Here is a 24,556-nt window from a genome sequence, read left to right on the forward strand (position 1 = left end):
ATATGCCGAACGCGTCCGCCACCGACGGCGGCGCGGGCCAAACCGGAAGAGGCGCCACGCGATGCAAGCCCGAGTCAATGCTTTCCAACAACCCATCGGCCCCGACGTGGCCGGCTGGACGGCGCGTCCGCGCCCGCCGCTGGCGCCGGCCGAGGGCTGCTACTGCCGGCTGGAGCCGCTGTCGGCGGCGCGCCACGCCGCCGAGCTGTACCAGGCCTTCAGCCAGGCGCCGGACGGCCGCGACTGGACCTACATGTCGGTCGGCCCCTTTGCCAGCGAGGCCGAGTACCGCGCCTTCGCCGAGGGCGCCGAGGCGGGGCAGGACCCCTTGCACCACGCCGTCATCGACCTGGCCAGCGGCAGGGCCGTGGGCACGCTGTCGCTGATGCGCATCGATCCGGCCAATGGCGTGATCGAGGTGGGCTTCGTCAGCTTCTCGCCGCTGCTCAAGCGCACGCGCATCGCCACCGAGGCGCAGTTCCTCTTGATGCGGCGCGTGTTCGACGAGTTGGGCTACAGGCGCTATGAATGGAAGTGCGACAGCCTGAACGCGCCGTCGCGCAGCGCCGCCGCGCGGCTGGGCTTCGAGTTCGAGGGCGTGTTCCGCCAGGCCGTGGTCTACAAGGGCCGCAGCCGCGACACGGCCTGGTTCTCCATCATCGACAGCGAATGGCCGGCGCTGCGCGCAGCCTACGAGCGCTGGCTGAGCCCGGATAACTTCGACGCTGAGGGAGGGCAGCGCGTCGGCCTGGCCGAGCTGATCGCGCGGGAGCGCGCCGCTTGCGCCTGATCCCTGTTGCGCTGGCCCTGTTCTGGGGGTTGAACTGGCCGGCGGTGAAGATAAGCCTGTCGCTGCTGCCGCCGTTCACGCTGCGGCTGCTGGGCCTGGGCAGCGGCGCGCTGCTGCTGTTCCTGCTGGCGCGGCTGCGGCGCGCCGACATCCTGCCCGCGCGCGCCGCCTGGCCCGGCATCGTGGCCGGCGGCCTGTTGTCGATCGCGGTCTTCAACCTGGCCGTGGCCTGGGCCCAGCTCAGCACCAGCACCGCCCGCGCGGCGGTGCTGACTTTCACCATGCCGATGATGTCGGCGTTGCTGGCCCGCTTCGTGCTGGGCGAGCGGCTGGATGGCCGCCGCGCGCTGGCGCTGCTCCTGGGTGGGCTGGGCGTGGCGGTGCTGGCCTGGCCGGCGTTGCGGGCGGCGGCGTCCGGCGCGGATCCGTCCGCGCTGCGCGGACTGGTGTTCCCCTTGACCGCCGCCTTCGGCTGGGCCGCCGGCACGGTCTGCCTGAAGCGCTGGCCCGCGCCGGGCGACCGCGTCGTGGTCACGGCCTGGCAATTGTCGATTGGGGCGCTGTGCGCGCTGGCCGGCATGCTGCTGGCGGGCGAGTCATTTCCGCTGCAAGGCTGGAGCGTCCGGGTCGCGGGGGCGCTGACTTTTCATATCGTGCTGGGCACGGCGGCGGCGTACTGGCTGTGGTTCGTGCTGAGCGAGCGCATCAGCGCGACCACGGCTTCGCTGACCACGCTGGCGGTGCCGGTGGTGGGCGTGCTGGGCGCGATGGCGCTGGTGGGCGACCGGCCGGCCGCCCAGGACTGGTGGGGTTTCGCGCTGGTGCTGGCGGGCGCGGCGCTGACGGTGCTGGGATCGGTCGGCGCGGCGGCGCGCCGCGCCTGAGCCGGCCGGGCGCGCGGGCGCTGATGCCGTCCGCGCGGGCCGGCGTCAGCGCGCCCGGCCGCGCAGTTTCTCGCGCAGCAGCGCCGAGCCGCTGACCAGCAGGATGCCGCCCAGCACCAGCAGCGCGCCCAGCACGAAGGCGGCGTCCAGCGGCTCATCCAGGAACAGCACGCCGAACGACACGCCGAACAGCGGCGTCATGAACGACAGAATGGACAGGCGCGAGGCCAGATAGCGGCGCAGCAGCCAGAACCAGGCCAGGTAGCTGGTCAGCGCCACGGCCACGGCCTGGAACGACACGCTCAGCACCGCGGCGGCGCTGTAGCGGAAACCGGCCTGGCCGGTGGCGATCGCATAGGCCAGCAGCAGCACGGCGGCCACCACCATCTGATAGAACAGGGTCAGGGACGCGGGCGCTTCCGACAACCGGGTCTTGCGGATCAGCACGGTGGTCGCGCCCCACAGCAGCCCCGCCGTCAGTCCCATCGCGTCGCCGAGCAGCATGTTGCTGGCGGCCTGCGGGTCGCCCTTGCCAAGGAAGGCCACGGCGATGCCGGCGAACGCGATGGCCACTCCGAGCCATTGCAGCGGCGTCAGCCGCTCTTCCGGCAGCAGCCAGTGCAGGCCCAGCGCGGCGAACACCGGCGCGGTGTAGAGAAAGACCGAGATGTGGGAGGCCGTGGAGTACACCAGGCCCTGCGCCACCAGCAGGAACTCCACGCCGAACAGCAGGCCAGCCATCAGCCCCGCCGGCGCGGCGCCATCGGTCAGCGTGCGCCATCCCGCCTGTCGCCACATCACGACGCCCAGCACCAGCGCCGCGAAGGCCGAGCGCAGGCCGATCTGCATGATGGGCGCCACATCGGCCGCCACCAGCTTGATGGCGATCTGCTGGAAGCCCCAGCACAGGCACAGCAGCAGCATGGATCCCGTGGCCAGCGCGTCCAGCGGACGGCGCGGGGCGGGGGCGGTCACGGCAGTTCCGCCGGATAGCTGTCCAGGGCCAGGCTGATCTGCTGGCGCAGGTCCCATTCGGCCAGGCTGGCCTGCACCGGACCGTAGAAAGCGCCGTCACGCACCAGGAACATGGACGGCAGGTGGAAGACTTCATAGCGCTCGACCAGGCCGCCGTTCTCGCCGGCGTCGATCCAGCACACGCGCTGCACCGGCGGCAGTTCCAGCCAGGGAAGTTCCTGGCGCGCGATGCGGCAGGTGCCACAGGTGCGGCTGTGGAACACCAGCAGGGACAGGCCGGGCGTGTCCAGCAGATAGCGGTCGGCGTTGCCGTCGTTCAGTTCGATCTGGTCCATGGTCGCAAGAGGCAGGCGCGGCGAGGGCGCGATGCCGCACATTATGGCAGCGCGGCGGCGCGGCCTTGCGCATAACCCGGACGCGGCCGGGGGCTCAGGCCCGCGCGCGTCGCGGCCGCAGCATTGGCGCCGCGCGTGGCGCTCCATTGCACTCCGGCGTTCCGACGGTCCGGCGCGCCTGAGCGCCAGCGTGTTCAGCGCGAGGACAGCACCCGGTCCAGCTCCAGCACCGTTTCATACAGCACGCGCGTGCCGTCCAGCAGTTGCGACGGCTCGATCCACTCGTCCGGACAATGGCTGCGGCCGTTCAGGCAGGGGATGAAGATCATGCCCGCCGGGCCGGTGGGCGCCATGTACATGGCGTCGTGGCCCGCGCCGCTGGGCAGGCGCATCGTGTCGTAGCCGAGCCGGCCGGCGGCGGCCTGCACCGCGTCCATCACCAGCGGCGCGCAGTCGGTGGGCCGGGCGCGGCTGAGTTCGCTGAAGCTCGCGTTCAGGCGCAGCGCCTTGAGATCCTCGGCCACGCCGGCCATCAGGGTCTCGGGGAACGCGTCCAGCACCGCGTCGCTGTCGCTGCGCATCTCCAGCGTCAGCTCGACGCGGCCGGGCACGGCGTTGGCGGCGTTCGGCGTCAGGGACAGCCGACCCACCGTGGCGACCACGTAATGGGGCCTGCCGCTGGCCGCGCTGGCCTGGCGGTGCGCGCCGTCGATGATGCGGGCCGCGCCGACCAGCGCGTCGCGGCGGATGTCCATGGGGGTGGTGCCGGCGTGGTCGGGCTGGCCTTCGACCGTGATCTGCACGCGGCGGATGCCGACGATGTTGGTGACCACGCCGATGGGCAGGCCGCGCGCTTCCAGCACCGGGCCCTGTTCGATGTGCAGTTCGACGAAGGCGGCGGTGCCGCCGGCCGGGCGCAGCGGCGCCGTCAGCGCGGCCGGGTCGCCGCCGATGCGCGCAATGGCCTGCGCCAGGGTTTCGCCTTCGGGATTGCGGGCGGCCAGCATGGCGGCGTCGAGCTTGCCGCTGAGCGCGCGGCTGCCGACGCAGGAAATGCCGTAGTCGCTCGGCTCCTCGGACAGGAAGTCGATGACCTCGAAGGGATGCTTGAGCGCGACGCCGTGCTCGTGCAGCGTGTGCGCGACCTCGATGCCCGCCAGCACGCCGATGATGCCGTCGTAGCGGCCGCCGCTCAGCACGGTGTCGCAGTGCGAGCCGGTGACGATGGGCTTGCGCGCGGGGTCGCTGCCGGCGCGCGCGCCGACCAGGTTGCCGCCGGCATCCAGCCGCGTGGCAAGGCCGGCGGCCTGGAACTCCTGGCGCAGCCAGGCGCGCGCCTCATCGAACAGCGGCGAGAAGGCGCGCCGCGTCCAGGGCTGGCCGGGCAGGGTGTAGCGGGACAGGGTTTCGACGCGGGACCACAGACGCTCGGCGTTCAGCGGCGGAAAGGCGGGGGCGGGGGTGACGGGCATGAGGCTTCCAGATGACGCTCGGCCGATTATGGCACGCAGGTCCGCGGCGGCCGCGCGCGCTGTCGCGCATGGGCCGATGCGCGGACCTCAGGCCGCGCGCGTCACCAGCCCCAGGCGCTCGCGCCGCGTCCAGCGCTGCACCATCAGCACCGCCACCACGGTCAGACCGATCGCCAGCCCGCTCCAGATGCCCACGCCGCGCCAGCCGGCCTCGAAGGCCAGCCAGGCGCCGCTGGGCAGGCCCACGCCCCAGTAGCCGATCGCGGCGTAGACCATGGGCACGCGCGTGTCGTGCAGGCCGCGCAGCATGCCCGCGCCCAGCACCTGCGCGCCGTCGACGATCTGGAAGATCGCGGCCACGGCCAGGTAGCCGACCGCGAAGCCCAGCACGCGGGCGTTGGCCGGGTCGCGCACGTCCATGAACGCCGACACCAGCAGATAGGGCACCGTGACCATCAGCAGCGCGGCGATGGCCATGGAGCCGATGCCCAGCCCGAACGCGCTCCAGCCCGCGCGCGCCACGCCGGACGCATCGCCGGCGCCCTGTGCGTGGCTGACGCGCACCGTCGCGGCTTGCGCCACGCCGTAGGGAATCATGAAGGTCACGCTGGCGATCTGGATGGCGATGGCGTGCGCGGCCAGCTCCGCCTCGCCCAGCCAGCCGATCAGGAAGGCGGCGGCGTTGAAGATGGTGACCTCGAAAGCGGTGGCCACGCCGATGGGCAGACCCAGCTTCCAGAACGCGGCCAGCCGTTGCCAGTCCGGTTGCAGCAGGTTGCCGAACAGCCGGTAGCGGCGGAAGCGCCGGTCGCGCAGCACCACCAGCGCCAGGCCCAGGAACAGGCACAGGCTGGCCAGCGCGCTGGCCACGCCCGCGCCGACCAGGCCCAGGGCGGGCGCGCCCAGGTTGCCGAACACCAGCACCCAGTTGCCGAGCACGTTGAACGCGATGCCGGCCACCGCCACGATGAAGGCCCAGCGCGGTTTTTGCAGCGCCGCCAGGAACGAGCGCAGCACCAGGAATCCCAGGAACGGCGGCATGGCCCAGAGCAGGGCGCGCAGGTATTCGCCGGCCAGAGCCGCCAGCTCGGGCGGCTGGCGCAGCAGCAGCAGGATCTGTTCGCCGTGCCACAGCGCCAGGCAGCCGGGCAGCGAAATCAGCACGGCCGTCCACAACCCCTGGCGCACCGTCAGCCGCACGTCGCGCACGGCGTTGCGCCGCGCGCCTTCCGCGCGCGCGGCCATGGGCGCGGTGGCGCTGACCAGGCCCAACGCGAAGAAGGCGATGGCCGAATACAGATTGGCGCCCAGCGCGCTGGCGGCCAGCTGCTGCGAGCCCAGGCGGCCGATGAACATCACGTCGGTGACGGTCATGGCGATCTGGGCCAGGTTGCTCAGCACCAGCGGCAGGGCGAGCATCAGCGTGGCGACGATTTCAGGTTTCCACGCGCGGCGGTTCGGCGCGGGCTGGGGCGGGGCCATACGGGTTCTTCCTGATTGCGACCCCGAATCTTAATCGCAGCCCGGATTTGCGGCGCCGCCGCATTGCCCGGGGCGCCGCGCAGACTTGGTGTTTGAGGCGTCTCAATCGGTGACAAACTCCTCCATGTGGGCGGGTTGACGGGCTGCCCGGCGCTGCAAGTATGATGGCGCAAACGCATACGGCCCCTATCCGAACGGGGCCGTATCACTTGGCAGCATCACCAATACAAGTAGGGAGTAGACCCCGATGAATACGCCTTTGGAAGGGGGCCTGGCGGCCTTGAACGTGCCCGCCTATGTGAAGCACCGCGGACTGATCGACTGGGTCGCCCGCGTCGTCGCGCTGGCCAAGCCCGACCGGGTGGTCTGGTGCGATGGCTCGCAACAGGAATACGACCGTCTCTGCGAGCAGATGGTGCAGTCCGGCACCATGCGCCGCCTGAACCCCGCCAAACGGCCTAATTCGTTCCGGGCCTGTTCCGACCCGTCCGACGTGGCCCGCGTCGAGGACCGCACCTTCATCTGTTCCGACCGCGCCGAGGACGCCGGCCCCACCAACAACTGGGCCGATCCCGCCGAGATGCGCGCCACGCTCGACGGCCTGTTCGACGGCGCCATGCGCGGCCGCACGCTGTACGTGGTGCCGTTCTCGATGGGCCCGCTGGGCTCGGACATCGCGCACATTGGCGTCGAACTGTCCGACAGCCCCTATGTGGTCGTCAACATGCGCATCATGACGCGCATGGGCAAGCAGGTTTATGACGTGCTGGGCGCCGACGGCGACTTCGTGCCCTGCGTCCATTCGGTGGGCAAGCCGCTGGCGGACGGCGAGGCCGACGTGGCCTGGCCCTGCAATCCCACCAAGTACATCGTCCACTACCCCAAGACGCGCGAGATCTGGAGCTTCGGCTCGGGCTACGGCGGCAACGCGCTGCTGGGCAAGAAATGCTTCGCGCTGCGCATCGCGTCCACCATGGGCCGCGACCAGGGCTGGCTGGCCGAGCACATGCTGATCCTGGGCGTGACCTCGCCCAAGGGCCGCAAGTACCACGTCGCGGCGGCCTTCCCGTCGGCCTGCGGCAAGACCAACTTCGCCATGCTGATTCCGCCGCAGGGCATGGATGGCTGGAAGGTCAGCACCATCGGCGACGACATCGCCTGGATCAAGCCGGGCGCCGACGGCCGCTTGCACGCCATCAACCCCGAGGCCGGCTACTTTGGCGTGGCGCCGGGCACCAGCGAGCTGACCAACTACAACGCCATGGCCACGCTCAAGGCCAACGTCATCTTCACCAATGTGGCGCTGACCGATGACGGAGACGTCTGGTGGGAAGGCATGACGCAGACGCCGCCCGAGCATCTGATCGACTGGCAGGGCCAGGACTGGACGCCCGCCATCGCGCAGCAGACCGGCCGCAAGGCCGCGCATCCGAACGCGCGCTTCACGGCGCCGGCCGCGCAATGCCCGTCGATCGATCCCGAATGGGAAAACCCCGAAGGCGTGGTGATCGACGCCTTCATCTTCGGCGGCCGCCGGTCCACCACCGTGCCGCTGGTGACCGAGGCCCGCAACTGGGTCGAGGGCGTGTACATGGCCGCCACCATGGGCTCGGAAACCACCGCCGCCGCCGTGGGCCAGCAGGGCGTGGTGCGGCGCGATCCCTTCGCCATGCTGCCGTTCTGCGGCTACAACATGAGCGACTACTTCAACCACTGGCTGCAACTGGGCAAGCGCCTGGAAGCGGCGGGGGCCACGCTGCCGCGCATCTATTGCGTGAACTGGTTCCGCAAGGGACCGGACGGCAAGTTCGTCTGGCCGGGCTTTGGCGAGAACATGCGCGTGCTGCGCTGGATGCTGGGCCGCATCGACGGCCAGGCCCAGGGCGTGGACCAGGTGTTCGGCGTGTCGCCCAGCTACCAGGACATCGACTGGACCGGGCTGGAGTTCACGCCGGACAAGTTCGAGCAGATTATGTCGGTGGACGAGGGCGCTTGGCGCGCCGAGCTGGCCCTGCACGGCGAGCTATTCGGCCAGCTGGCGCAGCGCCTGCCCGAAGACCTGCCGGCCACCAAGGTCAAGATCGAGGGGCGGCTGGCGGCCTGACGCCGGCGGCCGGCGTCTTCTTCACTGTTTGCCCGTGATGCGTCCGAGGCCCGGCTTGCGCCGGGTCGCGGACGTTTGTCTTCAACGTCCGCGAGCGCTGATCCGTTCCAGCGCCGCGCCGACCATGCCTTCCACCACGGGCGTCACCCGCGCCGCCAATTCCGGCCGGTAGGCGTAGGGATAGGTCTCGTCCATGTAGGTCGACTGGCACATCTCCAGCTGCACCGCGTGCACCTCGTCCCCGGGCCTGCCATAGTGGCGCGTGATGTGGCCGCCCTTGAAGCGGCCGTTGACGGCCCAGGTGTACGGCGCCGCGCCCTCCAGGCGCTGGCGGATCGCGTCCAGCACGTCGGGCGCGCAGCTGGCGCCGTCGGCCGTGCCGATGTTCAGGTCGGGCAGCTTGCCCTCGAACAGGCGCGGCAGCACGCTGGCGATGGAGTGCGCTTCCCACAGCAGCACGGCGCCATGCTCGGCGCGGATGCGTTCGATCTCCAGGCGCAGCTTGTCGTGGTACGGCCGCCAGTACGCGTCCAGCCGCCGCGCGCGCTCGGCCTCGTCGGGCTCGGCGCCGTCCTGGTATATCGGTTCGCCCCGGAATGTATGCGTCGGGCACAGGCCGGTCTTGGTCTGGCCGGGATACAGGCTGGCGTCGTCGGACGGACGGTTCAGGTCCACCACGTAGCGCGAATAGCGCGCGCCCAGCACCGACGCGCCCAGCGCCCTGGCCCAGCCGTACAGCGTGTCCAGGTGCCAGTCGGTGTCGCCCGAGCGCAGGCCGGCCTCGGTCATGCGCGCGCGCTGCGCTTCGGGCAGCTGGCTGCCCAGGTGGGGGATGGAGATCAGCAGCGGCGCGTTGCCGCGCTGGAAATCATAGATGTCGCTCGTGGCGGCGGTGGCGGATGCGTCGGCCTGCGCGAGTCGCTGGCTCAGCGCGTCCATGTCGTCGGCGAACCAGACGGCGCGGCCCTGGTTGGACTCGCGCACGAAGTCGCGCAGCGCGCCGCTGGCGGCCAGCGGCGCAGAGATGTCGCCGACGATGGCGCACTTCATCCGGTAGTTGGTGAGCTTCTGCAGCATGTTTCCGGCGATGCGCGTTTCCAGCCGGAAGAAGTCCGCCGGCAGGCGGCGGACGGGCAGCACGATCCAGTCCACGTCCTCGCCCCAGGTCAGGCCCAGAAGGTCGGTGACGTCCTGCTCGCCGGCGAGCAGGGGGCCGTTGTCCGCCAGGCGCATGAGGCGCTGGCCGGCAACGTCGAGGAAAGTGTGCTGCGGGGTGTCCATGAGGTTCGGATCCTGATCGTGTGGGTCGGCGATGGCGCCGGAGCGTCTTGCCGGCAAGGGCGCGGCTGCGGCGTTGCGGCCGGCTGCCTGGCGGTTCTTGCCTGCGTGCAAGGTGGAATAGAATACCCGCTGCTCAAAGGAGCGCATCAAAATGATCATCCAGGCCTGACCTGCACCTTCCGCCACTTCCGGCAAGCCATCGCGGCCTTGCCGGAATGGCGCGTCCCTCCGGCGACCGCGCGTCCGCGCCCGCCGGGCACCCGTTTCACGCATCCTAAGTTTGTCGCAAGCCACAGGCAGGGCGGAGCCACGCGCGTTCGCCGGCCGGGCCCGTGGCGCGCGCGCGATGCGCATCAAGGAGTTCTCTTCATGACGGCATCCTCCAACCCTCAGGACGACAGCCTGGATCTGCTGGCCCACAATCAGGCAGCCTGGGACCAGCAGGCCGCGCAGGACTGCGAATGGTCGCGGCCCGTGCCCCCCGAGATCATCGCGGCTGCTCGCGGCGGTGATCTGTCCGCCGCGCGCCTGACGCCGGAGCCGCTGCCGCGCGGCTGGCTGGACGCGGTCCGTGGCCTGCGCATCCTGTGCCTGGCTTGCGCCGGCGGCCAGCAGGCCCCGGTGCTGGCCGCGGCCGGCGCCGAGGTCACGGTGTTCGACCTGTCCGAAGGGCAGCTGGACCAGGACCGCGCCGTGGCGCGCCGCGAAGGGCTGGCGCTGAGCGCCGTGCAAGGCGATATGCGCGACCTGTCGGCCTTCGACGATCAGACCTTCGACGTGGTGTTCCACCCCATCTCCAACCTGTACGTGCCGGGCGTGCGGCCCGTGTGGCGCGAGTGCTTCCGCGTGCTGCGGCCGGGCGGCCGGCTGCTGTCCAGCTTCTACAACCCGGTGGTGTTCGTGGGCGACCGCGATCCGCGATACGCGGAGCAGGGCCTGATCCGGCCGGCGCACGCGCTGCCCTACGCGGACACGCGGCATCTGGATTCCGCGACGCTGGAGGCCAAGCGCGCGCGCGGCGAGGCGCTGGTGTTCGGCCACACGCTGCAGGACCAGATCGGCGGCCAGCTCGATGCCGGTTTCCTGCTGGCGGGCTTTCACGAAGCGCGCCAGCCCCGGCCGCGTTTCGTGATCGACGGCTACCTGCCGACCTTCCTGGCCACCCGGGCCGTCAAGCCCGTCTGAGCGCGCGCGCGGCGATCAGCCCGGCACGGGCCGGTCGCTGCTGCCGCGCACCACCAGCGAGGGCGCCAGGCGCAGGCTGCCCGGATCGCCGCCGGCCAGTTTCTGCAATAGCAGTTCCAGGCCCAGCCGGCCCATCTGGTGCATCGGCGAATGGATGGTGCTCAGGCCGATGGGCAGCGCGCCGGCCAGCGGCGTGTCGTTATAGCCCACGATGGCGACATCGCGGCCGGCTTCCAGTCCGCGCTCGCGCGCCGCGCCCATCACGCCCACCGCCAGGAAGTCGTTGACCGCGAAGATGGCGGTGGGGCGATCCGGGCCGGCCAGCAGGCCGGCGCCGACGCCGCGGCCGGCATCGGTATCGAAGGGACTGGGAATGCGCCAGCGCGCGGGTACGTCCACGCCGCGCTCGGCGCAGATTTCCAGGAAGCCGGCCGTGCGGTCGCGGCCGGTGCTGGCATACGGTTCGCCGGTCATCACCGCGATGCGGCGATGGCCCATGTCCAGCAGATGGCGCGCAGCCAGGCGGCCGCCCTCGATGTCGTCGCAGGTCACCGCGCAATGCGCGTCGGCATGGCGGCTGACCAGCACGAAGGGCACGCCGCGCGCGGCCAGTTCGGCCAGCAGCGGATTGGGGCTGGCGTCCGGGCCGCTGTGCGCATCGCCCAGGATCAGGCCATCCACGCGCCGCGCCAGCGCCATGTCGATCAGCTTGCGCTGCTTGTCCGGCTGGTCCTGGGTGTTGGAGACGAAGGTCAGGTAGCCGTGTTCGGCGGCGGCCTCGTCCACGCCTTCGTAGATCGTGGCCAGCACCATGTCGGACAGGCGCGGCACCAGCACGCCGATGCTGCGGCTGCGGCGGGTCTTGAGGCTGGCGGCGTGCGGATTGGCCTGGTAGCGCAGCTCTGCCGCCAGCGCGCGGATGCGCTCGACGGTGCCGGGCGCGGCCGCGCCGCGCGCATCGTCCTCGGAACCGTTCAGGACCCGGGACACCGTCGACACGTTCAGGCCGAGCTGCCGCGCCAGGCTTTGCAGCGTGACGGGACGGGATTTGTTCATGGGGCTGGAGGATACACGCTGGCGCGCGCCATGAGGCGCGCCGCCGGCGCCGCGTGGTCCCTGCCGGCGTTCTGCCGCTGAAATTCATCTAGGGTTTTCCCGGTGTCGCTTCCCGCCCAAAACCACTAGCATTCCGCAACCCAAACGTTTGGGTAAATCGACTGGACCGATCGCAATGACGACTGAAACGCAGAATTCCCGGTTCCGCTACCGGATCTTCACAATGGTGGTGCTGCTGGCGCTGATCAATTACATCGACCGTGGCGCCATGTCCTATGCCGCCGCCCACATCACCGGCGAATACGGGCTGGACCGGGGCGACTGGGGCTCGGTGCTGGGCTATTTCGGCTACGGCTACATGGTGGGCGCGCTGTTCGGCGGCATGCTGGCTGACCGCTACGGCCCGCGCAAGGTCTGGATCGTGGCCGGCGTGACCTGGTCGGTATTCGAGATCGCCACGGCCTGGGCCGGCGACTTCGGCCTGGCCTTCCTGGGCGGCTCGGCGCTGGCCGGCTTCGCCACCATCCGCATCCTGTTCGGCGCGGCCGAAGGGCCGGCGTACTCCATCATCAACAAGACCATCGCCAACTGGGCCACGCCGCGCGAACGCGGCTTCGTGGTCGGCTTCGGCCTGCTCAGCACGCCGCTGGGCGCGCTGCTGACCGCGCCGGTGGCGGTGGGGCTGCTGAGCCTGACCGGCAGCTGGCGCGCCATGTTCTACATCCTGGGCGGCGCCGGCCTGATCGTGCTGGTGTTCTTCATGCGCATCTTCACCGACCGCCCGGAAACCAATCCGCGCGTGTCGCCCGCCGAGCTGCGCGAGATCCAGTCGGCCCGCCAGCAGGCCGCCGCCGGCCAGGCCGTGGACGGCCCCGCGCTGCCGTGGTGGAGCTTCTTCCGCAGCAAGACGCTGATGCTCAACACGCTGGGCTATTTCTCGTTCATGTACGTGAACTTCCTGCTGTTGACCTGGACCCCCAAGTACCTGCAGGACAACTTCGGCTACAGCCTGTCCTCGCTCTGGTACATGGGCATGATTCCCTGGACCGGCGCCTGCGTCACCGTGCTGCTGGGCGGCCGCATCTCCGACCTGCTGCTCAAGCGCACCGGCAGCCTGAAGATCGCGCGCAGCTGGTTCGCCGCCGGCTGCCTGCTGGCCACCGCGCTGTGCTTCATGCTGGTGTCGCAGGCGCAGTCGGTGTTCGCCGTGATCGCGCTGATGACGCTGGCCAATGCGCTGAACGCGCTGCCCAACTCCGTGTACTGGGCCGTGGTCATCGACACCGCGCCGGCCAGCCGCGTCGGCACCTTCAGCGGCCTGATGCACTTCTTCGCCAACATCGCCTCCATCCTCGCGCCCACGCTGACCGGCTACCTGGCCGCGCGGCATGGCTATTCGGTGATGTTCGTGGCGGCGTCCATCGCCACCGCCATCGGCATGATCGCCATGCTGCAGGTGCGCCCCGGCGTCGCGCCGCGCCTGCCCGCCGGCGCCGCGCAAACCGGAGCCGCGCGATGAGCCGGCCCGCGAGCAACACGCCGCGCCTGGCGGTCGAACCGGGCTTCTTCGCGGGTCGCGGCTTCGCTGAACTGGCGCGAGGCATGGCCGAGGGGGCATTCAGCGCCGAGGATCTGGTGCGCCACGCCGGCGCGGCCATCGAACGGCTCAACCCACAGCTCAACGCCTTCGTGCACACGGATATTCCCGCCGCGCTGGCGCAGGCGCGCGCGCTCGACGCCGAGCGCGCGGCGGGGCGAGTGCGCGGTCCGCTGCACGGCATTCCCGTGGCCATCAAGGACAACGTCGACACCGCCGACATGCCCACCACCATGGGCGCCGCGCATTTCCTGGGCCATCGTCCGGCGGCTGACGCGCGCTGCGTGGCGCTGCTGCGCGAAGCCGGCGCCATCGTGATCGGCAAGACGCTGACGCATGAATTCGCCTACGGCCCCACCGGCGACCGCAGCGTCCAGGGCGCCGCGCGCAATCCCTGGGATCCGGCGCGCATCACCGGCGGCTCCAGCGCCGGCAGCGCGGCGGCGGTGGCGGCGGGCATGGTGCCGGTGGCGCTGGGCACGGACACCGGCGGCTCGGTGCGCGTGCCGTCGGCGCTGTGCGGCCTGGTCGGCTTCAAGCCCTCGCATGGTCGCGTCAGCGATGCTGGCGTGTTTCCGCTGTCGCCCTCGATCGAGGACGTGGGCGTGCTGGCGCAGAGCGTGGAGGACGCGCGGGCGTTCATCGGCATCCTGAGCGAAGGCGCCATCGCCGATGCCGGGGATGCGAGCGATGCGCCGCGCATCGCCTGGCTCGCCAACGCGCCGTTCGCCATCGATCACGAGCCGGTCACCGCCTGCGCGCGCGCGGCGGCCGAGCGGCTGGCTGGCGCGGCGCTGCGGGATGGTGGCGAGGTCGCCTTGCACGCGCGCGCGCTGCAGGCCGCGTTGAGCGCGATCCAGCGTTCCGAAGCCTACGAGGTGCACGCCGAGCGCGTCGAGCGCGAGCCCGGCAAGTACGACCCCGAAGTGCTGGAACGGCTGCGCGCCTCGCGGCCGGTGCAGGGTTGGGAGTACGTGCGCGGCCTGAAGGAAAGGGCGCGGCTGCAGACCGCGTTCGCGCGGATCTTCGAGCATGTCGACGCGTTGGCGCTGCCCACTGTCGCGATCACCGCGCCGGTCTTGCAGCAGCGCAGCGTCAATGGTCCGGGCAGCGCCGGCGTGCGTGAAACGCTGCTGGGCCTGACCAATCCGTGGAACGTGCTCGGCCTGCCGGCCATCAGCCTGCCCGCGGGCTTCGTGGACGGACTGCCCGTGGGCCTGCAACTGGTGGGGCCGGCCGGCGCGGACGCGGCGCTGCTGGCGCTGGCGGCGCGGCATTGGAAGCCGGCGCGCGCTTGAATCCTGGCGGACATGCCTTGCGGCAGGCCGGCGCAGAGTAGGGCGGCATCACGCCGCGCCGCCTGCTGACAGCTTCCTGAAGCGTCGCTGCTCCAGCGCCGCGAGAGCCTTGATGCTCTCGCGGCGCTTTTCTTTTTCCTCATCGTTTTCCCTTGCCCTTGCGGAGGGTTCTCCATGCCGCGCCACTCACGCACGGCCCGGGCGCGCAAGCGGCTTGACAGCCCCCAGACAGCAACCGGTCACACCCGGAGAACATTGCGTCTCTAGCCTGTGGCCCGTCAACGATGCCGGCTGTCATCCGGCGCCCTGCGACGCAATGACAGTGCGCCGCGTTCCACGCAAGGTCACTCATGTCTGAAAAAGAACACCCCGCCGCCACGCCGCCCGAAGACGTCCAGGGCGATCCGCCGGAGCAGATCCGCCCCGCGCGCCGCGGCTTCCTGACCGGCATCGCCGCGCTCGGCGCCAGCGCCACCGCGCTGGGCGCGCTGGGTGGTTGCTCCAGCGATGACAATGACGACGACAAGCCCGCGCCGCCGCCGGCTCCGCCGACACCGCCCGACACCACCAGGCTGCTGCGCGATAAGGTCAAGACCTTGGTCGTGATCTACGCCGAGAACCGCAGCTTCAATAATCTCTTCGCCAATTTCCCCGGCGTGGAAAAGCCGCTGTCCGCGCTCACCGCCGCCGACTACACGCAGTACGACCGCGACGGCACGGCGCTGCCCGCGCTGCCGCCGGTGTGGGGCGGCATGGTGCCGCAATCGCAGCAGGCCAACCACATCACTTATCAGGTGGACCAGGCAGCGCCCTACATGAACAACCTGGCCAACGCGCCGTTTGCGCTGCGCGGTCCTCAAGGCGAACCGCTGCCGCAAGGCGTGGTCACGCGCGATCTGTGGCACGTGTTCTATCAGAACCAGATGCAGATCAACGGCGGCAAGAACGACCGCTTCGTCGCCTGGGCGGATTCGGGCGGCCTGGTCATGGGCTACTACAGCGACTCGGCCTACAACCTGCGGCTGTGGAAGCTGGCCCAGGAATTCACGCTCTGCGACAACTTCTTCCAGGGCGCCTTCGGCGGCTCGTTCCTGAACCACCAATACCTGGTCGCCGCGCAGCCGCCGGTCTATCCGGATGCGGCCAACTCGGTGGCCAAGGTCCAGATCGCCCAGCTGCAAAGCGCGGATCCGACCGACACACGCCTGCAGCCCAAGCCCACGTCCCCGGCCAGCGCCCTTACCGGCAGCCCGCAGTTCGGCCCTAGCGCGCTCTCGCCCGACGGCTTTGGCGTGAACACCATGGGGCCGCCGTACTGGCCGGCGTTCTCGCGCAGCGCCGCCGATCCGACGCTGGCCGATCCCGCCAACCCGATGACCATGGTGCCGCAAGGCCACGCCAACATCGGCGACCTGATGACGGCCAAGGGCCTGGACTGGGCCTGGTACGCCGGCGGCTGGCAGGCCGCCGTCGATTCCACCGCCAACACCGGCTTTCCGGCCTCGCCCAACTTCCAGGCGCATCACCAGCCCTTCAACTACTTCAAGAGCACCGCGCCCGGCACACCGGCGCGCACGGCTCATCTGCGCGACGGCGGCCTGGGCGACATCACCGCGACCAACAAATTCCTGGCCGACGTCGAGGCGGGCAAGCTGCCGCCGCTGACCTTCTACAAGCCGCAGGGCAATCTCAACATGCATGCCGGCTACGCGGACGTGGAGTCGGGCGACCGCCACATCGCCCACATCGTCGACAGCCTGCGCAACAGCCCGCAATGGAAGAACATGGTGGTGGTCATCACCGTGGACGAGAATGGCGGCTGGTGGGACCACGTCGCGCCGCCCAAGGGCGACCGCTGGGGCCCGGGCTCGCGCGTTCCGACGCTGGTGATCTCGCCGTTCTCGAAGAAGGGCGTGGTGGATCACACCATCTACAACACTGGCTCGATCCTGCGCCTGGCCACGCGGCTGTTCGACCTGCCGGTGCTGGATGGATTGAAGGCGCGCGACGAGGCGATGAAGGGGCGCGGGCAGCAGCCGATGGGCGATCTGACCAATGCCCTGACGCTTGGCGCGTGATGTTCAGCGCTTGATGTGGAGCAGGGCGGTCGTCATGGCCGCCCTGGTCTTGTCTTGTGCAAGCCTGGGTTTGCCGGCAGGCAGGTGGCAAGCCGGGGCTGTGCTGGTTCGGTGAGGCCATCCCGAGGACCGGGCGGGACGCAAGTCTTCAGTTCGATGCGTCGACGGCGGTGGTCGTGACGGCTTGCGATGCGTCCGGCCTCGCCGTGCGCGCGCGGCGCAGCGCCACCACCTGCTCCGCGCCGGCGGCGCGGGCGCGCAGCTGGCCGCAGCCGCCGTCCACGTCCTGCCCGGCGCTGTTGCGGATCTTGGTCAGCACGCCACGGCTGTGCAGGCTGCGGACGATCTCGCGGATGCGCTCGGGATCGGGGCGCTCGTAATCATCGCCTTCCAGGCTGTTGAAGGGAATGACGTTGAGCACGCCGTACTTGCCCTTGAGCAGGCGCACGATGGCGTCGAGCTCGTCGTCGCCGTCGTTGACGCCCTTGAGCAGCGTCCATTGATACTGGATCGGATAGCCCGTGTCGCGGGCGTACTGTTCGCCGAGTTCGACCAGCGCTTCGGGCGCGATTCTCGGCGCGCGCGGCAACAGGTGCGCGCGCAGTTCCGCCTTGGTCGTGTGCAGCGACAGCGCCAGCGCGGGCTTGATGCGCTGCCGGGGCAGCGCCTCGAACACGCGCGGGTCGCCCACCGTCGAGAACACCAGGTTCTTGTGGCCGATGCCGCCCTCGGTGCCGAGCAGATCGATGGCTTCGAGCACGTTCTCGAGATTGTGCGCCGGCTCGCCCATGCCCATGAAAACCACCTTCTTCACCGCGCGCATGCGCCGCGCCAGCACCACCTGGGCCAGGATCTCCATGCTGGTGACCTGCCGGATCAGGCCGCTCTTGCCGGTCATGCAGAAGCGACAGCCCACCGCGCAGCCGACCTGCGTCGAGACGCAAAGCCCATCGCGCGGCAGCAGCACGCTTTCCACCATCTGCCCGTCGGCCAATTCGACCAGCAGGCGCGAGCCATCGTTGCCGGCATGCTCGGATCGGACGCGGGCCAGGCCGTCCAGCTCCGCCGTCAGGGCGGGCACGGCGTTGCGCAGCGCCAGCGGCAGGAAGTGCTGGGAGTCGCGCCGCCGCGTGCCCTGGTCCAGCGGCTGGCCTTGCAGCCAGACGCGCATGAGCCGGCCGCGATGCACGGGCAGGGCATCAAGGGAGGCGAGACGTTGGTCGAAGTCGGCGTGGCGCATGGGGAAAGAGGCGGGCGACGCCAGATGCTGGTCGCCTGGCCTGTGCAGTCGAGCGAATTGATGAGCTTGCAGATTACGCGCTTGCAGATACAAAAAAGCCTCGGAACACAGTGTGTATCCAAGGCTTTTTTGTCTGGAATTTGGTGGAGCGGAGGAGGATCGAACTCCCGACCTTCGCATTGCGAACGCGACGCTCTCCCAGCTGAGCTACCGCCCCAAATCAAGCAAGACCGAAACTATACAGGAAAATTCCCGCGCTGTGCAAAAACGCTGGAAATTCTTATTCGAAGGACAGCGTGGCGATCACCGGCGCGTGGTCCGAGGGCTGTTCGTTGCGGCGCGGTTCCTTGTCGATGTCGCAGGCCACGCAGCGCTTGACCAGCGGCGCCGACAGCAGCACATGGTCGATGCGCAGGCCGGCATTGCGGCGGAAGCCGAACTGGCGGTAATCCCACCAGCTGAAGGACTTCTCGGGCTGCGGGAACAGGCGGAAGGAATCGGTCAGGCCCAGGTCGAGCAGGGCGCGGAAGGCGTTGCGCTCGGGTTCGGACACCAGCACCTGGCCTTCCCACTTTTCCGGGTTGTGCACGTCCTCGTCGGCCGGCGCGACGTTGTAGTCGCCCAGCACGGCCAGGCGCGGGTATTGGCCGATCTCGTCGGCCAGCCACTTGCGCATGCCCTCGAACCAGGCCAGCTTGTACTCGTATTTGTCGGAACCCACGCTCTGGCCGTTGGGGCAATAGGCGCAGACCACGCGGACGTCGCCGTCCGGGCTGGGCAGCGTCAGCGCCAGCACGCGCTGCTGCGGGTCCTCGAAGCCGGGGATGTTGCGCACCATGCCGGCGCCGGGCGCGCGCGACAGGATGGCGACGCCGTTGTAGGTCCTCTGGCCGGCCCAGACGGCGTGATAGCCGGCCTCGGTGAAGGCGGCTTCCGGGAATTTGTCGTCGGTGAGCTTCAGTTCCTGCAGGCACAGCGCGTCGACCGGATTGGCGGCCAGCCAGTCCAGCACCTGGGGCAGGCGCACGTTGAGGGAGTTGACGTTCCAGGTGGCTAGTTTCATGGGATACGAATTTTCTTTTGACTTCAGGTGTTTACACGGATGCGCTGCCTGATTGTGCGCTCGATCTGCTCCTGCGAGCACCTGCGTGGGACCGCTGTGAGCGTGGCATGCTTGTCGTGATGGATACCCATCATGGTATCAGCGGGAGTTCTCGTTCCACGCGAACACCATGTATGCGGAGATTCATTACCCCGGTCATCAGGCGGACGCAGGATCGGTTTGGTTGAGCGTCTTTTTTTGACGCCTCAAAAGTCCAGTTGCGCCGCTTCAATGCCCAGCGCGCCGGCAATTTTCTCGCGGCTTGCCTTGCGTAGCCGGCTGCTGCTTTCCTGTTGCGCATAGGCGGATTGACTGATGCCCAGCCGCTCGGCCACGTCGGCCTGGGTCAAACCGAGGTGCTCCCGCCAGGCGCGGACCGGTGTGGCGCCGTCGACGCTGCGGCTGATCACGTCATGAGGAATCATGCTCTTCTCGGTGTTGCGGGACGCGACATAGTCTGTATAGGGGATGACGACAAAAGCGGGTTCGCCGCCGGGGCCGTTGATGATCTGGATGTTAGTAGGCATGTTCATCGCGTTTTCTCACTTCCTCAATCTCGACGACCTTGATGGCGCCATCCCAATTGAACAGGACGCGGTAGTTGCCAATCCGTAGGCGGTAGCCGTGCCGATGATTTGTGAGGGCCTTGACGTTCTGGCACGCAGGCATGGCCTTCAGCGTCTCTACGCCATCCCGGATGGTCACCTGGTGCTGGTGGTCCAACTTGCGTAGTTGCTTCGCCGCCTTCTGGGTCCAGAGGATCGCGTTCATTGTACAAAATTATAAGTAAATAATAAGTTTTATTCGTATATATAAGTTTTATGGAGAGCCTGTGTCCTTGTGCCTGCGAGAAGGATGACGTTGCTGGCTCTGCGCCAGAGTGGTCCAGGGGATCTGCGATCTTGATTGCGGGCGGCACGCAGCACAATTCGGATCGCTCGCAAAATGCCGGTAATCGAGGACGGATTCTTCTTGGCCCGCAAGGATCGCCGGGGGCTGCGTGGCCATGTCTTGGGATGTTGTCCGCGAGGCATGTCTGTGCATGGCGTTGCGCGTCTGATGCTTCCATGCGTCGGGTCTGCGCGACGGCCGGTCCGTCGCCGTCGGCCATTCGTCATGATGCGTATATCGCGCCGATTGTCCGCTTTCCTGGAAAACTGTTTTCCGTCAGTGAAACATTTGCTAGCATCAAGCATCCGGCACTAATTTTCTCGAAATCTCCATGAACAAGCTGAAGTGTGCTTGGCGTGCGGCTTCGAATTCGGCGCGTCGAAGTTGGCGTCCATTCCTTCTGGGACTCTTGATTTCTTTGTTGTTGGCGGCCTGCGCCCTTGGGCTGCTGATTGAATCCGAGCGTGCAGAGCGCGCCGCTTTCTCCATCGGAGGAACCCTGATCGGCATGATTTGCCTGGCCTTGCTCATCTGCAGGAAGTAAGGATGAGGCCTGCGGACGTCTGCCCAATGTGCCGGCGATGTTTGACTCTAAAGTAACTTCAGGCTTTTCAATCAAGCCCAGGTCAATGCCGCAAGGCGATTTGGAGTCCGACATGGGCATACTGAAGCATCTGTTGGGAGGCGGCCATGGCAGCCGTCACGGCTACGGTTCACACGGCAACCGGCACGGCCAGAACGGATCCTACGGCGATCCGAACCTGAATCCTCAACCCCGCCAGGCCGCGCTTGCCTGCGGCGCTTGCGGCGCGGCGCAGGCCGCGGGCGGTCGGTTCTGCGCGCAATGCGGTGCATCGCTGACGCCGGCCGCGTGCGCGCAATGCCGGGCGACGCTTGCGCCCGGCGCGAGTTTCTGCGGACAGTGCGGCGCGCGGGCGCAGGCTTGACGCGCGCTTGTGCGCCGGCGTGGCGGCGCCTGGCGCGGATGCGCGATGCTGTACTGATGGCGACGTCGACCCGCGCTCAAGGCGCGCTAGATGACGGTTCCCAGGCGGCTTCGAGCCGCCGTCAGCGCGCGCTGGCCGGCGCCGCCATGGCGGCGGCCGGCTCGCGAAAGGCCAGCCAGGCATGCAGCGCTCCGGCATGCACATGCGAGGCCACGCCGAATCCCATGGCGAGCGCGATCCCGCCCAGGGCGGCCGGTCCGGCGTCCCGTGTGCCCAGCAACATGGCGGCCAGTTCCGGCAGCAGCCCCGAGGCGGCGCCCGCCGCCAGGAACAGGGCGCCGGCCGTGGCCTGGGCGGTGGCGGCGTGTTGGCGCGCCAGCGCGGCGCGGTCGGCATAGCCTCGGCGGCCATGACGATAGTGGGTGCGCAGGATCGCGACGGCATTGCCGGCAGCGACGATGAGGGGCAGCGACCACCAGAAATACGGGTTGTCGCTGCGGGCATCGATGCAGAGCAAAACGACGACGAAGGCGAAGGTGGGCGAGGCCAGCGTGCAGATCGCCCAGGACAGCAACAGCCAGGTCCGCCACGGGCCGCGCCAGCGCAGGCTGGGCGGGGCGGCGGCAGCGGCGGGCGACGATTCCGGCGCCGAAGCGCCGAGCCAGGGCCGACGACCGTTGGCGTCCATCGTGCCGGTGCTGGGTTTGTCCGAGGATTGCAAGGCGCCACTCCGTCCGTTGGGCTGGCCGGCGGCGTGCGCGAACCGCCGGCGAGGCCGGGGGATTTCCCGGTCCATACCTATAGACGTTTCAGGGCATGTGAATCCGCACAGTTTTTTCGTAACACTGTGCGTCGCGGCGACGCCTACTGTTCCGGCCCGCTGTTGAGCATCCGGCTGCGGGCCTTCTCGATGTGCGAGCGCATGATGTTGCGCGCGCCCTCTGCGTCCTGCTCGCGGATCAAGCGGTAGATCTGGCGGTGTTCGTCGATGGCGGCGCGGGTGCGCTTCCAGGGTTCGATATGGACCAGCTGCCGCATCACGTTGACCGCGTGGCTGACGTCGTACTCCAGCGACTTGAGCACCTGCACGAAGCGCTGGTTGCCGGTGGCGGCGGCGATGGCGCGATGAAAGCCGAAGTCGTGGTGGTGGGCGATGTTGCCGGACGCGTCCGCATCCTCGTAGCCGGCCAGCATGCGGTCCATTTCCTGCAGATCGCGCTCGCTGCGGCGCAGGGCCGCGAAATAGGCGCACTCGGGCTCGATCACCATGCGCAGCTCCAGCCCTTCCAGGATGTGGCCGACGCGCCGGGCCGGGTCGACCGCGGGCATGCCGCCCATCAGGTCGGGCTTGGCGCGCACATAGGTGCCCGAGCCGCGCCGCGAGTCCACCAGCTGGTCCTCGCGCAGCCGGTCCAGCGCCTGGCGCACGACCGGGCGCGACACGTCAAACAGCGCGGCCAGTTCCAGCTCGGCGGGCAGCTTGCTGCCCGGCGCGATCTTGCCGGTGGCGATGGCGTAGAACAGGCTCTCGTAGACGCGTTCGGCGAAGCGCTCGGCGCGCACATAGCCCAGGCCGGACGCGACCTCGGCCAGCGCATCCAGTTCGGGCCTGGGCCGGCTGGCGGCCTGCAGCAGGGCATCGAGCTGCGGGTCACGCGTGTTGCTCATCGCTGCGCTCCTTCTGTCTGGGCTTGCGGCTTGTCATGCGCGTTGACAAGACCGGTGCGGCGCGGGGGCGCGCAATCCTAGGGATAACCCGAGTCGGGCTGGAAAATTCCTGAAGCTTGGGACAAAAGCTGTCAATGTAATTGACAAGTTGTCGGGCGCTCCCGTAATTTTCCATCAAATCACAAGGCCTGTGCGATCGACGCGCGGGCCGCGTTTCCGGCTCCCGCCGGAGACGCCCGGGAGACTCGGCGGCGCAGCCGCCAGCCATTTCAGCAACCGGCCGTCCGGCCGCCACTTTACTGCGCACATCGTGAGCCAAAAGAACTTCATCGCCAATCAATGGGTGGCCGCCGCCACCGGTGACACCATTCCCGTGCTGAACCCGTCCGACGGTCAGCAGTTCGAGACGATCGCGCGCTCGGGCCAGGAAGACGTGGACCGCGCCGTGGGCGCGGCGCGCGCGGCGTTCGAGGGCGAGTGGGGGCAGATGGCGCCGGCCGCCCGCAGCCGTCTGCTGATGCGCATCGCCTTCGCGCTGCTCGACCGCCAGGAAGAACTGGCGCAACTGGAATCGGCCGACACCGGCAAGCCCATCAAGCAGGCGCGCGCCGACGCCGCCGCCGTGGCCCGCTACTTCGAGTTCTACGCCGGCGCGGTCGACAAGCTGCACGGCCAGACCATTCCCTACAACCCCGGCTTCACCGTGCTGACCGTGCGCGAGGCGCATGGCGTGACCGGCCACATCGTGCCCTGGAACTATCCGCTGCAGATCTTCGGCCGCAGCGTGGGCGCGGCGCTGGCCGCCGGCAACGCCTGCGTGGTCAAGCCGGCCGAGGATGCCTGCCTGTCCCTGCTCAAGCTGGCCGAGATCGCGGCCGAGGCCGGCCTGCCGGCCGGCGCGCTGAACATCGTCACCGGCTACGGCCACGAGGCCGGCGCGGCGCTGTCGGCCCATCCGGGCATCGATCACATCTCCTTCACCGGCTCGCCGCAGACCGGCAAGATGGTGGCGCACGCCGCCGCCGACAACCACGTGCCCGTCACGCTGGAACTGGGCGGCAAGTCGCCGCAGATCGTGTTCGACGACGCCGACCTGGACGCCGCCATGCCGGTGCTGCTGGCCGCCATCATCCAGAACGCCGGCCAGACCTGCTCGGCCGGCAGCCGCGTGCTGATCCAGCGCGGCGTGTACGAAACCGTGCTCAAGCGCCTGTCCGAGGCCTTCGCCGCCACCGTGACCGGCCCGGCGGCGCAGGACCTGGACGTGGGCCCGCTGATCAGCGCCCGCCAGCACGACCGCGTGCGCGGCTTCGTCGCCGAAGCCGAGGCCGAGGGCCTGAAGGTGGCGGCGCGCGGCAAGCTCAAGGACGGCGCGTCCGCGTCCGGCTACTACCAGGTGCCGGTGCTGTTCCGCGACGTGCCGCCGAACAGCCGCCTGGCGCAGGAGGAAGTGTTTGGCCCGGTGCTGGCCGCCATGGCTTTCGACACCGAAGAGGAAGCGGTCGCGCTGGCCAACGGCACGCTTTACGGCCTGGTCGCCGGCGTCTGGACGCGCGACGGCGCCCGCCAGCTGCGCCTGGCCCGCCAGCTGCGCGCCGGCCAGGTCTTCGTCAACAACTACGGCGCGGGCGGTGGGGTGGAACTGCCGTTCGGCGGTTCGCGCCAGTCGGGTTATGGCCGCGAGAAGGGGTTCGAGGCGCTGTATGGCTTCACGACCTTGAAGACGATTGCGATCAAGCACTGACGCGTTGGCGTGGTTTTTGTAGCAAGGCCGAGGCCGCGCCGGGTGCGCGGCCTCGGTTTTTTTGTTTTGGGGAGACACGTGCGCCGACGCTTCATCGGCCTGTACGCGTCCTGTCTTTTCGGGAGAGGGGTGCGCTATTTGTTGTGACGGGATGCGGGCATGGCTGCGGGCCGACCCAGGCGGTTTTGGCGGGGGCGAGAATATTCCACAGTATTGCGGAAGACTGCCGGGCAGGGGCGTGGATCCTGATGTGGAAGGACTGCATGCGCCGAACCCTTTTTTTGTGGGATTTAACGGCGCCATAAAAATCAAGGACTTACGGAAGGGGTGAAAATTTGGGTGTTTGGAACCCGGGGAGTGGTATTTTCTTTAGAATCAAGCGGCTGTGGAGTTTGATGCACAGTTCGCTGCCGTATAGGCAGCTTAG

Annotated in this window: 22 protein-coding genes, 1 tRNA gene, 1 pseudogene and 1 CRISPR repeat array (1 of these 25 running past the window's edge); of the genes and pseudogenes, 9 read left to right on the top strand and 15 right to left on the bottom strand. The window is 69.0% G+C overall.

Annotated elements, in window-relative coordinates; translation table 11 throughout:
* Positions 1 to 61: 61 nt before the first annotated feature.
* A complete protein-coding gene (locus C2U31_RS17315) occupies positions 62 to 790 on the top strand; it encodes a GNAT family N-acetyltransferase (RefSeq protein WP_103273891.1) in 729 nt (242 codons plus the stop codon).
* Positions 781 to 1,674, top strand: coding sequence for a DMT family transporter (locus tag C2U31_RS17320; protein ID WP_103273892.1), 894 nt, complete (start codon positions 781 to 783; stop codon positions 1,672 to 1,674). Before C2U31_RS17315 ends, C2U31_RS17320 begins: the two co-directional genes overlap by 10 nt.
* A gap of 45 nt (positions 1,675 to 1,719) precedes the next feature.
* On the opposite strand, the gene C2U31_RS17325 is transcribed toward C2U31_RS17320, so the two are convergent.
* The 4 genes from C2U31_RS17325 to C2U31_RS17340 all read right to left on the bottom strand — a co-directional run bounded on the left by C2U31_RS17325 (position 1,720) and on the right by C2U31_RS17340 (position 5,938).
* A complete protein-coding gene (locus C2U31_RS17325) occupies positions 1,720 to 2,598 on the bottom strand; it encodes a DMT family transporter (protein WP_233772878.1) in 879 nt (292 codons plus the stop codon).
* A 47-nt stretch (positions 2,599 to 2,645) separates the two neighbouring features.
* Positions 2,646 to 2,984 (bottom strand): co-chaperone YbbN, encoded by a 339-nt coding sequence (locus tag C2U31_RS17330; protein ID WP_103276425.1) that lies wholly within the window; start codon positions 2,982 to 2,984, stop codon positions 2,646 to 2,648.
* Positions 2,985 to 3,178: 194 nt separating this feature from the next.
* Entirely contained in the window at positions 3,179 to 4,456 is a 1,278-nt protein-coding gene (locus C2U31_RS17335) for a Zn-dependent hydrolase (RefSeq protein ID WP_103273894.1), read from the bottom strand.
* Positions 4,457 to 4,543: 87 nt separating this feature from the next.
* Positions 4,544 to 5,938, bottom strand: a complete 1,395-nt coding sequence (locus C2U31_RS17340; protein WP_103273895.1) for an MATE family efflux transporter — start codon at positions 5,936 to 5,938, stop codon at positions 4,544 to 4,546.
* 247 nt (positions 5,939 to 6,185) lie between these two features.
* Between C2U31_RS17340 and C2U31_RS17345 the strand changes: the two genes are divergently transcribed.
* On the top strand, positions 6,186 to 8,042 hold the full coding sequence (locus C2U31_RS17345; RefSeq protein WP_103273896.1) for a phosphoenolpyruvate carboxykinase (GTP): 1,857 nt from the start codon (positions 6,186 to 6,188) through the stop codon (positions 8,040 to 8,042).
* Between the two features lie 81 nt (positions 8,043 to 8,123).
* On the opposite strand, the gene hutG is transcribed toward C2U31_RS17345, so the two are convergent.
* Together hutG and C2U31_RS31255 are read right to left on the bottom strand one after the other, a co-directional pair.
* Positions 8,124 to 8,981, bottom strand: coding sequence for an N-formylglutamate deformylase (gene hutG, locus C2U31_RS17350; RefSeq protein WP_103276426.1), 858 nt, complete (start codon positions 8,979 to 8,981; stop codon positions 8,124 to 8,126).
* A gap of 36 nt (positions 8,982 to 9,017) precedes the next feature.
* Positions 9,018 to 9,677, bottom strand: a pseudogene (locus tag C2U31_RS31255) (DUF4180 domain-containing protein); the annotation flags it as partial.
* 15 nt (positions 9,678 to 9,692) lie between these two features.
* Here C2U31_RS31255 and C2U31_RS17355 point away from each other — a divergent pair.
* On the top strand, positions 9,693 to 10,508 hold the full coding sequence (locus C2U31_RS17355) for a class I SAM-dependent methyltransferase (RefSeq protein ID WP_103273897.1): 816 nt from the start codon (positions 9,693 to 9,695) through the stop codon (positions 10,506 to 10,508).
* 15 nt (positions 10,509 to 10,523) lie between these two features.
* Here the strand turns inward: C2U31_RS17355 and C2U31_RS17360 are convergent, their stop codons facing one another.
* On the bottom strand, positions 10,524 to 11,564 hold the full coding sequence (locus tag C2U31_RS17360; protein WP_103273898.1) for a LacI family DNA-binding transcriptional regulator: 1,041 nt from the start codon (positions 11,562 to 11,564) through the stop codon (positions 10,524 to 10,526).
* A gap of 175 nt (positions 11,565 to 11,739) precedes the next feature.
* Between C2U31_RS17360 and C2U31_RS17365 the strand changes: the two genes are divergently transcribed.
* The 3 genes from C2U31_RS17365 (at position 11,740) to acpA (ending at position 16,537) form a co-directional block, all read left to right on the top strand.
* Entirely contained in the window at positions 11,740 to 13,083 is a 1,344-nt protein-coding gene (locus C2U31_RS17365) for an MFS transporter (RefSeq protein ID WP_103273899.1), read from the top strand.
* Positions 13,080 to 14,459 carry an amidase gene (locus C2U31_RS17370; RefSeq protein WP_103273900.1) on the top strand — a complete coding sequence of 460 codons (1,380 nt, stop codon included), beginning with the start codon at positions 13,080 to 13,082 and terminating at the stop codon, positions 14,457 to 14,459. The genes C2U31_RS17365 and C2U31_RS17370 overlap by 4 nt, the downstream gene beginning before the upstream one ends.
* A 350-nt stretch (positions 14,460 to 14,809) precedes the next feature.
* Positions 14,810 to 16,537, top strand: a complete 1,728-nt coding sequence (gene acpA / locus C2U31_RS17375) for an acid phosphatase (protein ID WP_103273901.1) — start codon at positions 14,810 to 14,812, stop codon at positions 16,535 to 16,537.
* A 148-nt stretch (positions 16,538 to 16,685) separates the two neighbouring features.
* On the opposite strand, the gene C2U31_RS17380 is transcribed toward acpA, so the two are convergent.
* The 6 genes from C2U31_RS17380 to C2U31_RS30585 all read right to left on the bottom strand — a co-directional run bounded on the left by C2U31_RS17380 (position 16,686) and on the right by C2U31_RS30585 (position 20,428).
* Positions 16,686 to 17,777, bottom strand: a complete 1,092-nt coding sequence (locus C2U31_RS17380) for an RNA methyltransferase (RefSeq protein ID WP_103273902.1) — start codon at positions 17,775 to 17,777, stop codon at positions 16,686 to 16,688.
* 141 nt (positions 17,778 to 17,918) lie between these two features.
* Positions 17,919 to 17,994: transfer RNA gene (locus C2U31_RS17385), tRNA-Ala, on the bottom strand.
* Between the two features lie 63 nt (positions 17,995 to 18,057).
* On the bottom strand, positions 18,058 to 18,840 hold the full coding sequence (gene xth / locus C2U31_RS17390) for an exodeoxyribonuclease III (protein WP_103273903.1): 783 nt from the start codon (positions 18,838 to 18,840) through the stop codon (positions 18,058 to 18,060).
* 245 nt (positions 18,841 to 19,085) lie between these two features.
* A complete protein-coding gene (locus tag C2U31_RS17395; RefSeq protein ID WP_103273904.1) occupies positions 19,086 to 19,412 on the bottom strand; it encodes a helix-turn-helix domain-containing protein in 327 nt (108 codons plus the stop codon).
* The gene (locus C2U31_RS17400) at positions 19,396 to 19,650 is read right to left on the bottom strand and encodes a type II toxin-antitoxin system RelE/ParE family toxin (RefSeq protein ID WP_103273905.1); all 255 of its coding nucleotides are present in this window, start codon (positions 19,648 to 19,650) and stop codon (positions 19,396 to 19,398) included. The genes C2U31_RS17395 and C2U31_RS17400 overlap by 17 nt, the downstream gene beginning before the upstream one ends.
* Positions 19,651 to 19,993: 343 nt before the next feature.
* Positions 19,994 to 20,428 (bottom strand): hypothetical protein, encoded by a 435-nt coding sequence (locus tag C2U31_RS30585; protein ID WP_158658398.1) that lies wholly within the window; start codon positions 20,426 to 20,428, stop codon positions 19,994 to 19,996.
* Between C2U31_RS30585 and C2U31_RS17405 the strand changes: the two genes are divergently transcribed.
* Positions 20,427 to 20,717: a zinc ribbon domain-containing protein gene (locus tag C2U31_RS17405; protein WP_103273906.1), complete on the top strand. Its 291-nt coding sequence runs from the start codon at positions 20,427 to 20,429 to the stop codon at positions 20,715 to 20,717. The genes C2U31_RS30585 and C2U31_RS17405 overlap by 2 nt on opposite strands.
* 121 nt (positions 20,718 to 20,838) lie before the next feature.
* Here the strand turns inward: C2U31_RS17405 and C2U31_RS17410 are convergent, their stop codons facing one another.
* Both C2U31_RS17410 and C2U31_RS17415 read right to left on the bottom strand, forming a co-directional pair.
* On the bottom strand, positions 20,839 to 21,438 hold the full coding sequence (locus C2U31_RS17410; RefSeq protein ID WP_103273907.1) for a hypothetical protein: 600 nt from the start codon (positions 21,436 to 21,438) through the stop codon (positions 20,839 to 20,841).
* 143 nt (positions 21,439 to 21,581) lie between these two features.
* Complete coding sequence (locus tag C2U31_RS17415) at positions 21,582 to 22,385, bottom strand: FadR/GntR family transcriptional regulator (protein ID WP_103273908.1); 804 nt, start codon at positions 22,383 to 22,385, stop codon at positions 21,582 to 21,584.
* Between the two features lie 310 nt (positions 22,386 to 22,695).
* Here C2U31_RS17415 and C2U31_RS17420 point away from each other — a divergent pair, with 310 nt between their 5' ends.
* Complete coding sequence (locus C2U31_RS17420) at positions 22,696 to 24,129, top strand: aldehyde dehydrogenase family protein (protein ID WP_103273909.1); 1,434 nt, start codon at positions 22,696 to 22,698, stop codon at positions 24,127 to 24,129.
* A 402-nt stretch (positions 24,130 to 24,531) separates the two neighbouring features.
* Positions 24,532 to 24,556: a CRISPR direct-repeat array (repeat unit 28 nt) (it continues 1,443 nt past the right edge of the window).

Source organism: Achromobacter sp. AONIH1, from assembly GCF_002902905.1.
GTDB lineage: Bacteria > Pseudomonadota > Gammaproteobacteria > Burkholderiales > Burkholderiaceae_B > Achromobacter.

Coding starts and splice junctions, on each gene's coding strand:
- C2U31_RS17315 (WP_103273891.1), top strand. CDS start 62: ATGCAAGCCCGAGTCAATGCTTTCCAACAACCCATCGGCCCCGACGTG.
- C2U31_RS17325 (WP_233772878.1), bottom strand. CDS start 2,598: ATGCTGCTGCTGTGCCTGTGCTGGGGCTTCCAGCAGATCGCCATCAAG.
- C2U31_RS17330 (WP_103276425.1), bottom strand. CDS start 2,984: ATGGACCAGATCGAACTGAACGACGGCAACGCCGACCGCTATCTGCTG.
- C2U31_RS17335 (WP_103273894.1), bottom strand. CDS start 4,456: ATGCCCGTCACCCCCGCCCCCGCCTTTCCGCCGCTGAACGCCGAGCGT.
- C2U31_RS17340 (WP_103273895.1), bottom strand. CDS start 5,938: ATGGCCCCGCCCCAGCCCGCGCCGAACCGCCGCGCGTGGAAACCTGAA.
- C2U31_RS17345 (WP_103273896.1), top strand. CDS start 6,186: ATGAATACGCCTTTGGAAGGGGGCCTGGCGGCCTTGAACGTGCCCGCC.
- hutG (WP_103276426.1), bottom strand. CDS start 8,981: ATGGACGCGCTGAGCCAGCGACTCGCGCAGGCCGACGCATCCGCCACC.
- C2U31_RS17355 (WP_103273897.1), top strand. CDS start 9,693: ATGACGGCATCCTCCAACCCTCAGGACGACAGCCTGGATCTGCTGGCC.
- C2U31_RS17360 (WP_103273898.1), bottom strand. CDS start 11,564: ATGAACAAATCCCGTCCCGTCACGCTGCAAAGCCTGGCGCGGCAGCTC.
- C2U31_RS17365 (WP_103273899.1), top strand. CDS start 11,740: ATGACGACTGAAACGCAGAATTCCCGGTTCCGCTACCGGATCTTCACA.
- C2U31_RS17370 (WP_103273900.1), top strand. CDS start 13,080: ATGAGCCGGCCCGCGAGCAACACGCCGCGCCTGGCGGTCGAACCGGGC.
- acpA (WP_103273901.1), top strand. CDS start 14,810: ATGTCTGAAAAAGAACACCCCGCCGCCACGCCGCCCGAAGACGTCCAG.
- C2U31_RS17380 (WP_103273902.1), bottom strand. CDS start 17,777: ATGCGCCACGCCGACTTCGACCAACGTCTCGCCTCCCTTGATGCCCTG.
- xth (WP_103273903.1), bottom strand. CDS start 18,840: ATGAAACTAGCCACCTGGAACGTCAACTCCCTCAACGTGCGCCTGCCC.
- C2U31_RS17395 (WP_103273904.1), bottom strand. CDS start 19,412: ATGAACATGCCTACTAACATCCAGATCATCAACGGCCCCGGCGGCGAA.
- C2U31_RS17400 (WP_103273905.1), bottom strand. CDS start 19,650: ATGAACGCGATCCTCTGGACCCAGAAGGCGGCGAAGCAACTACGCAAG.
- C2U31_RS17405 (WP_103273906.1), top strand. CDS start 20,427: ATGGGCATACTGAAGCATCTGTTGGGAGGCGGCCATGGCAGCCGTCAC.
- C2U31_RS30585 (WP_158658398.1), bottom strand. CDS start 20,428: ATGTCGGACTCCAAATCGCCTTGCGGCATTGACCTGGGCTTGATTGAA.
- C2U31_RS17415 (WP_103273908.1), bottom strand. CDS start 22,385: ATGAGCAACACGCGTGACCCGCAGCTCGATGCCCTGCTGCAGGCCGCC.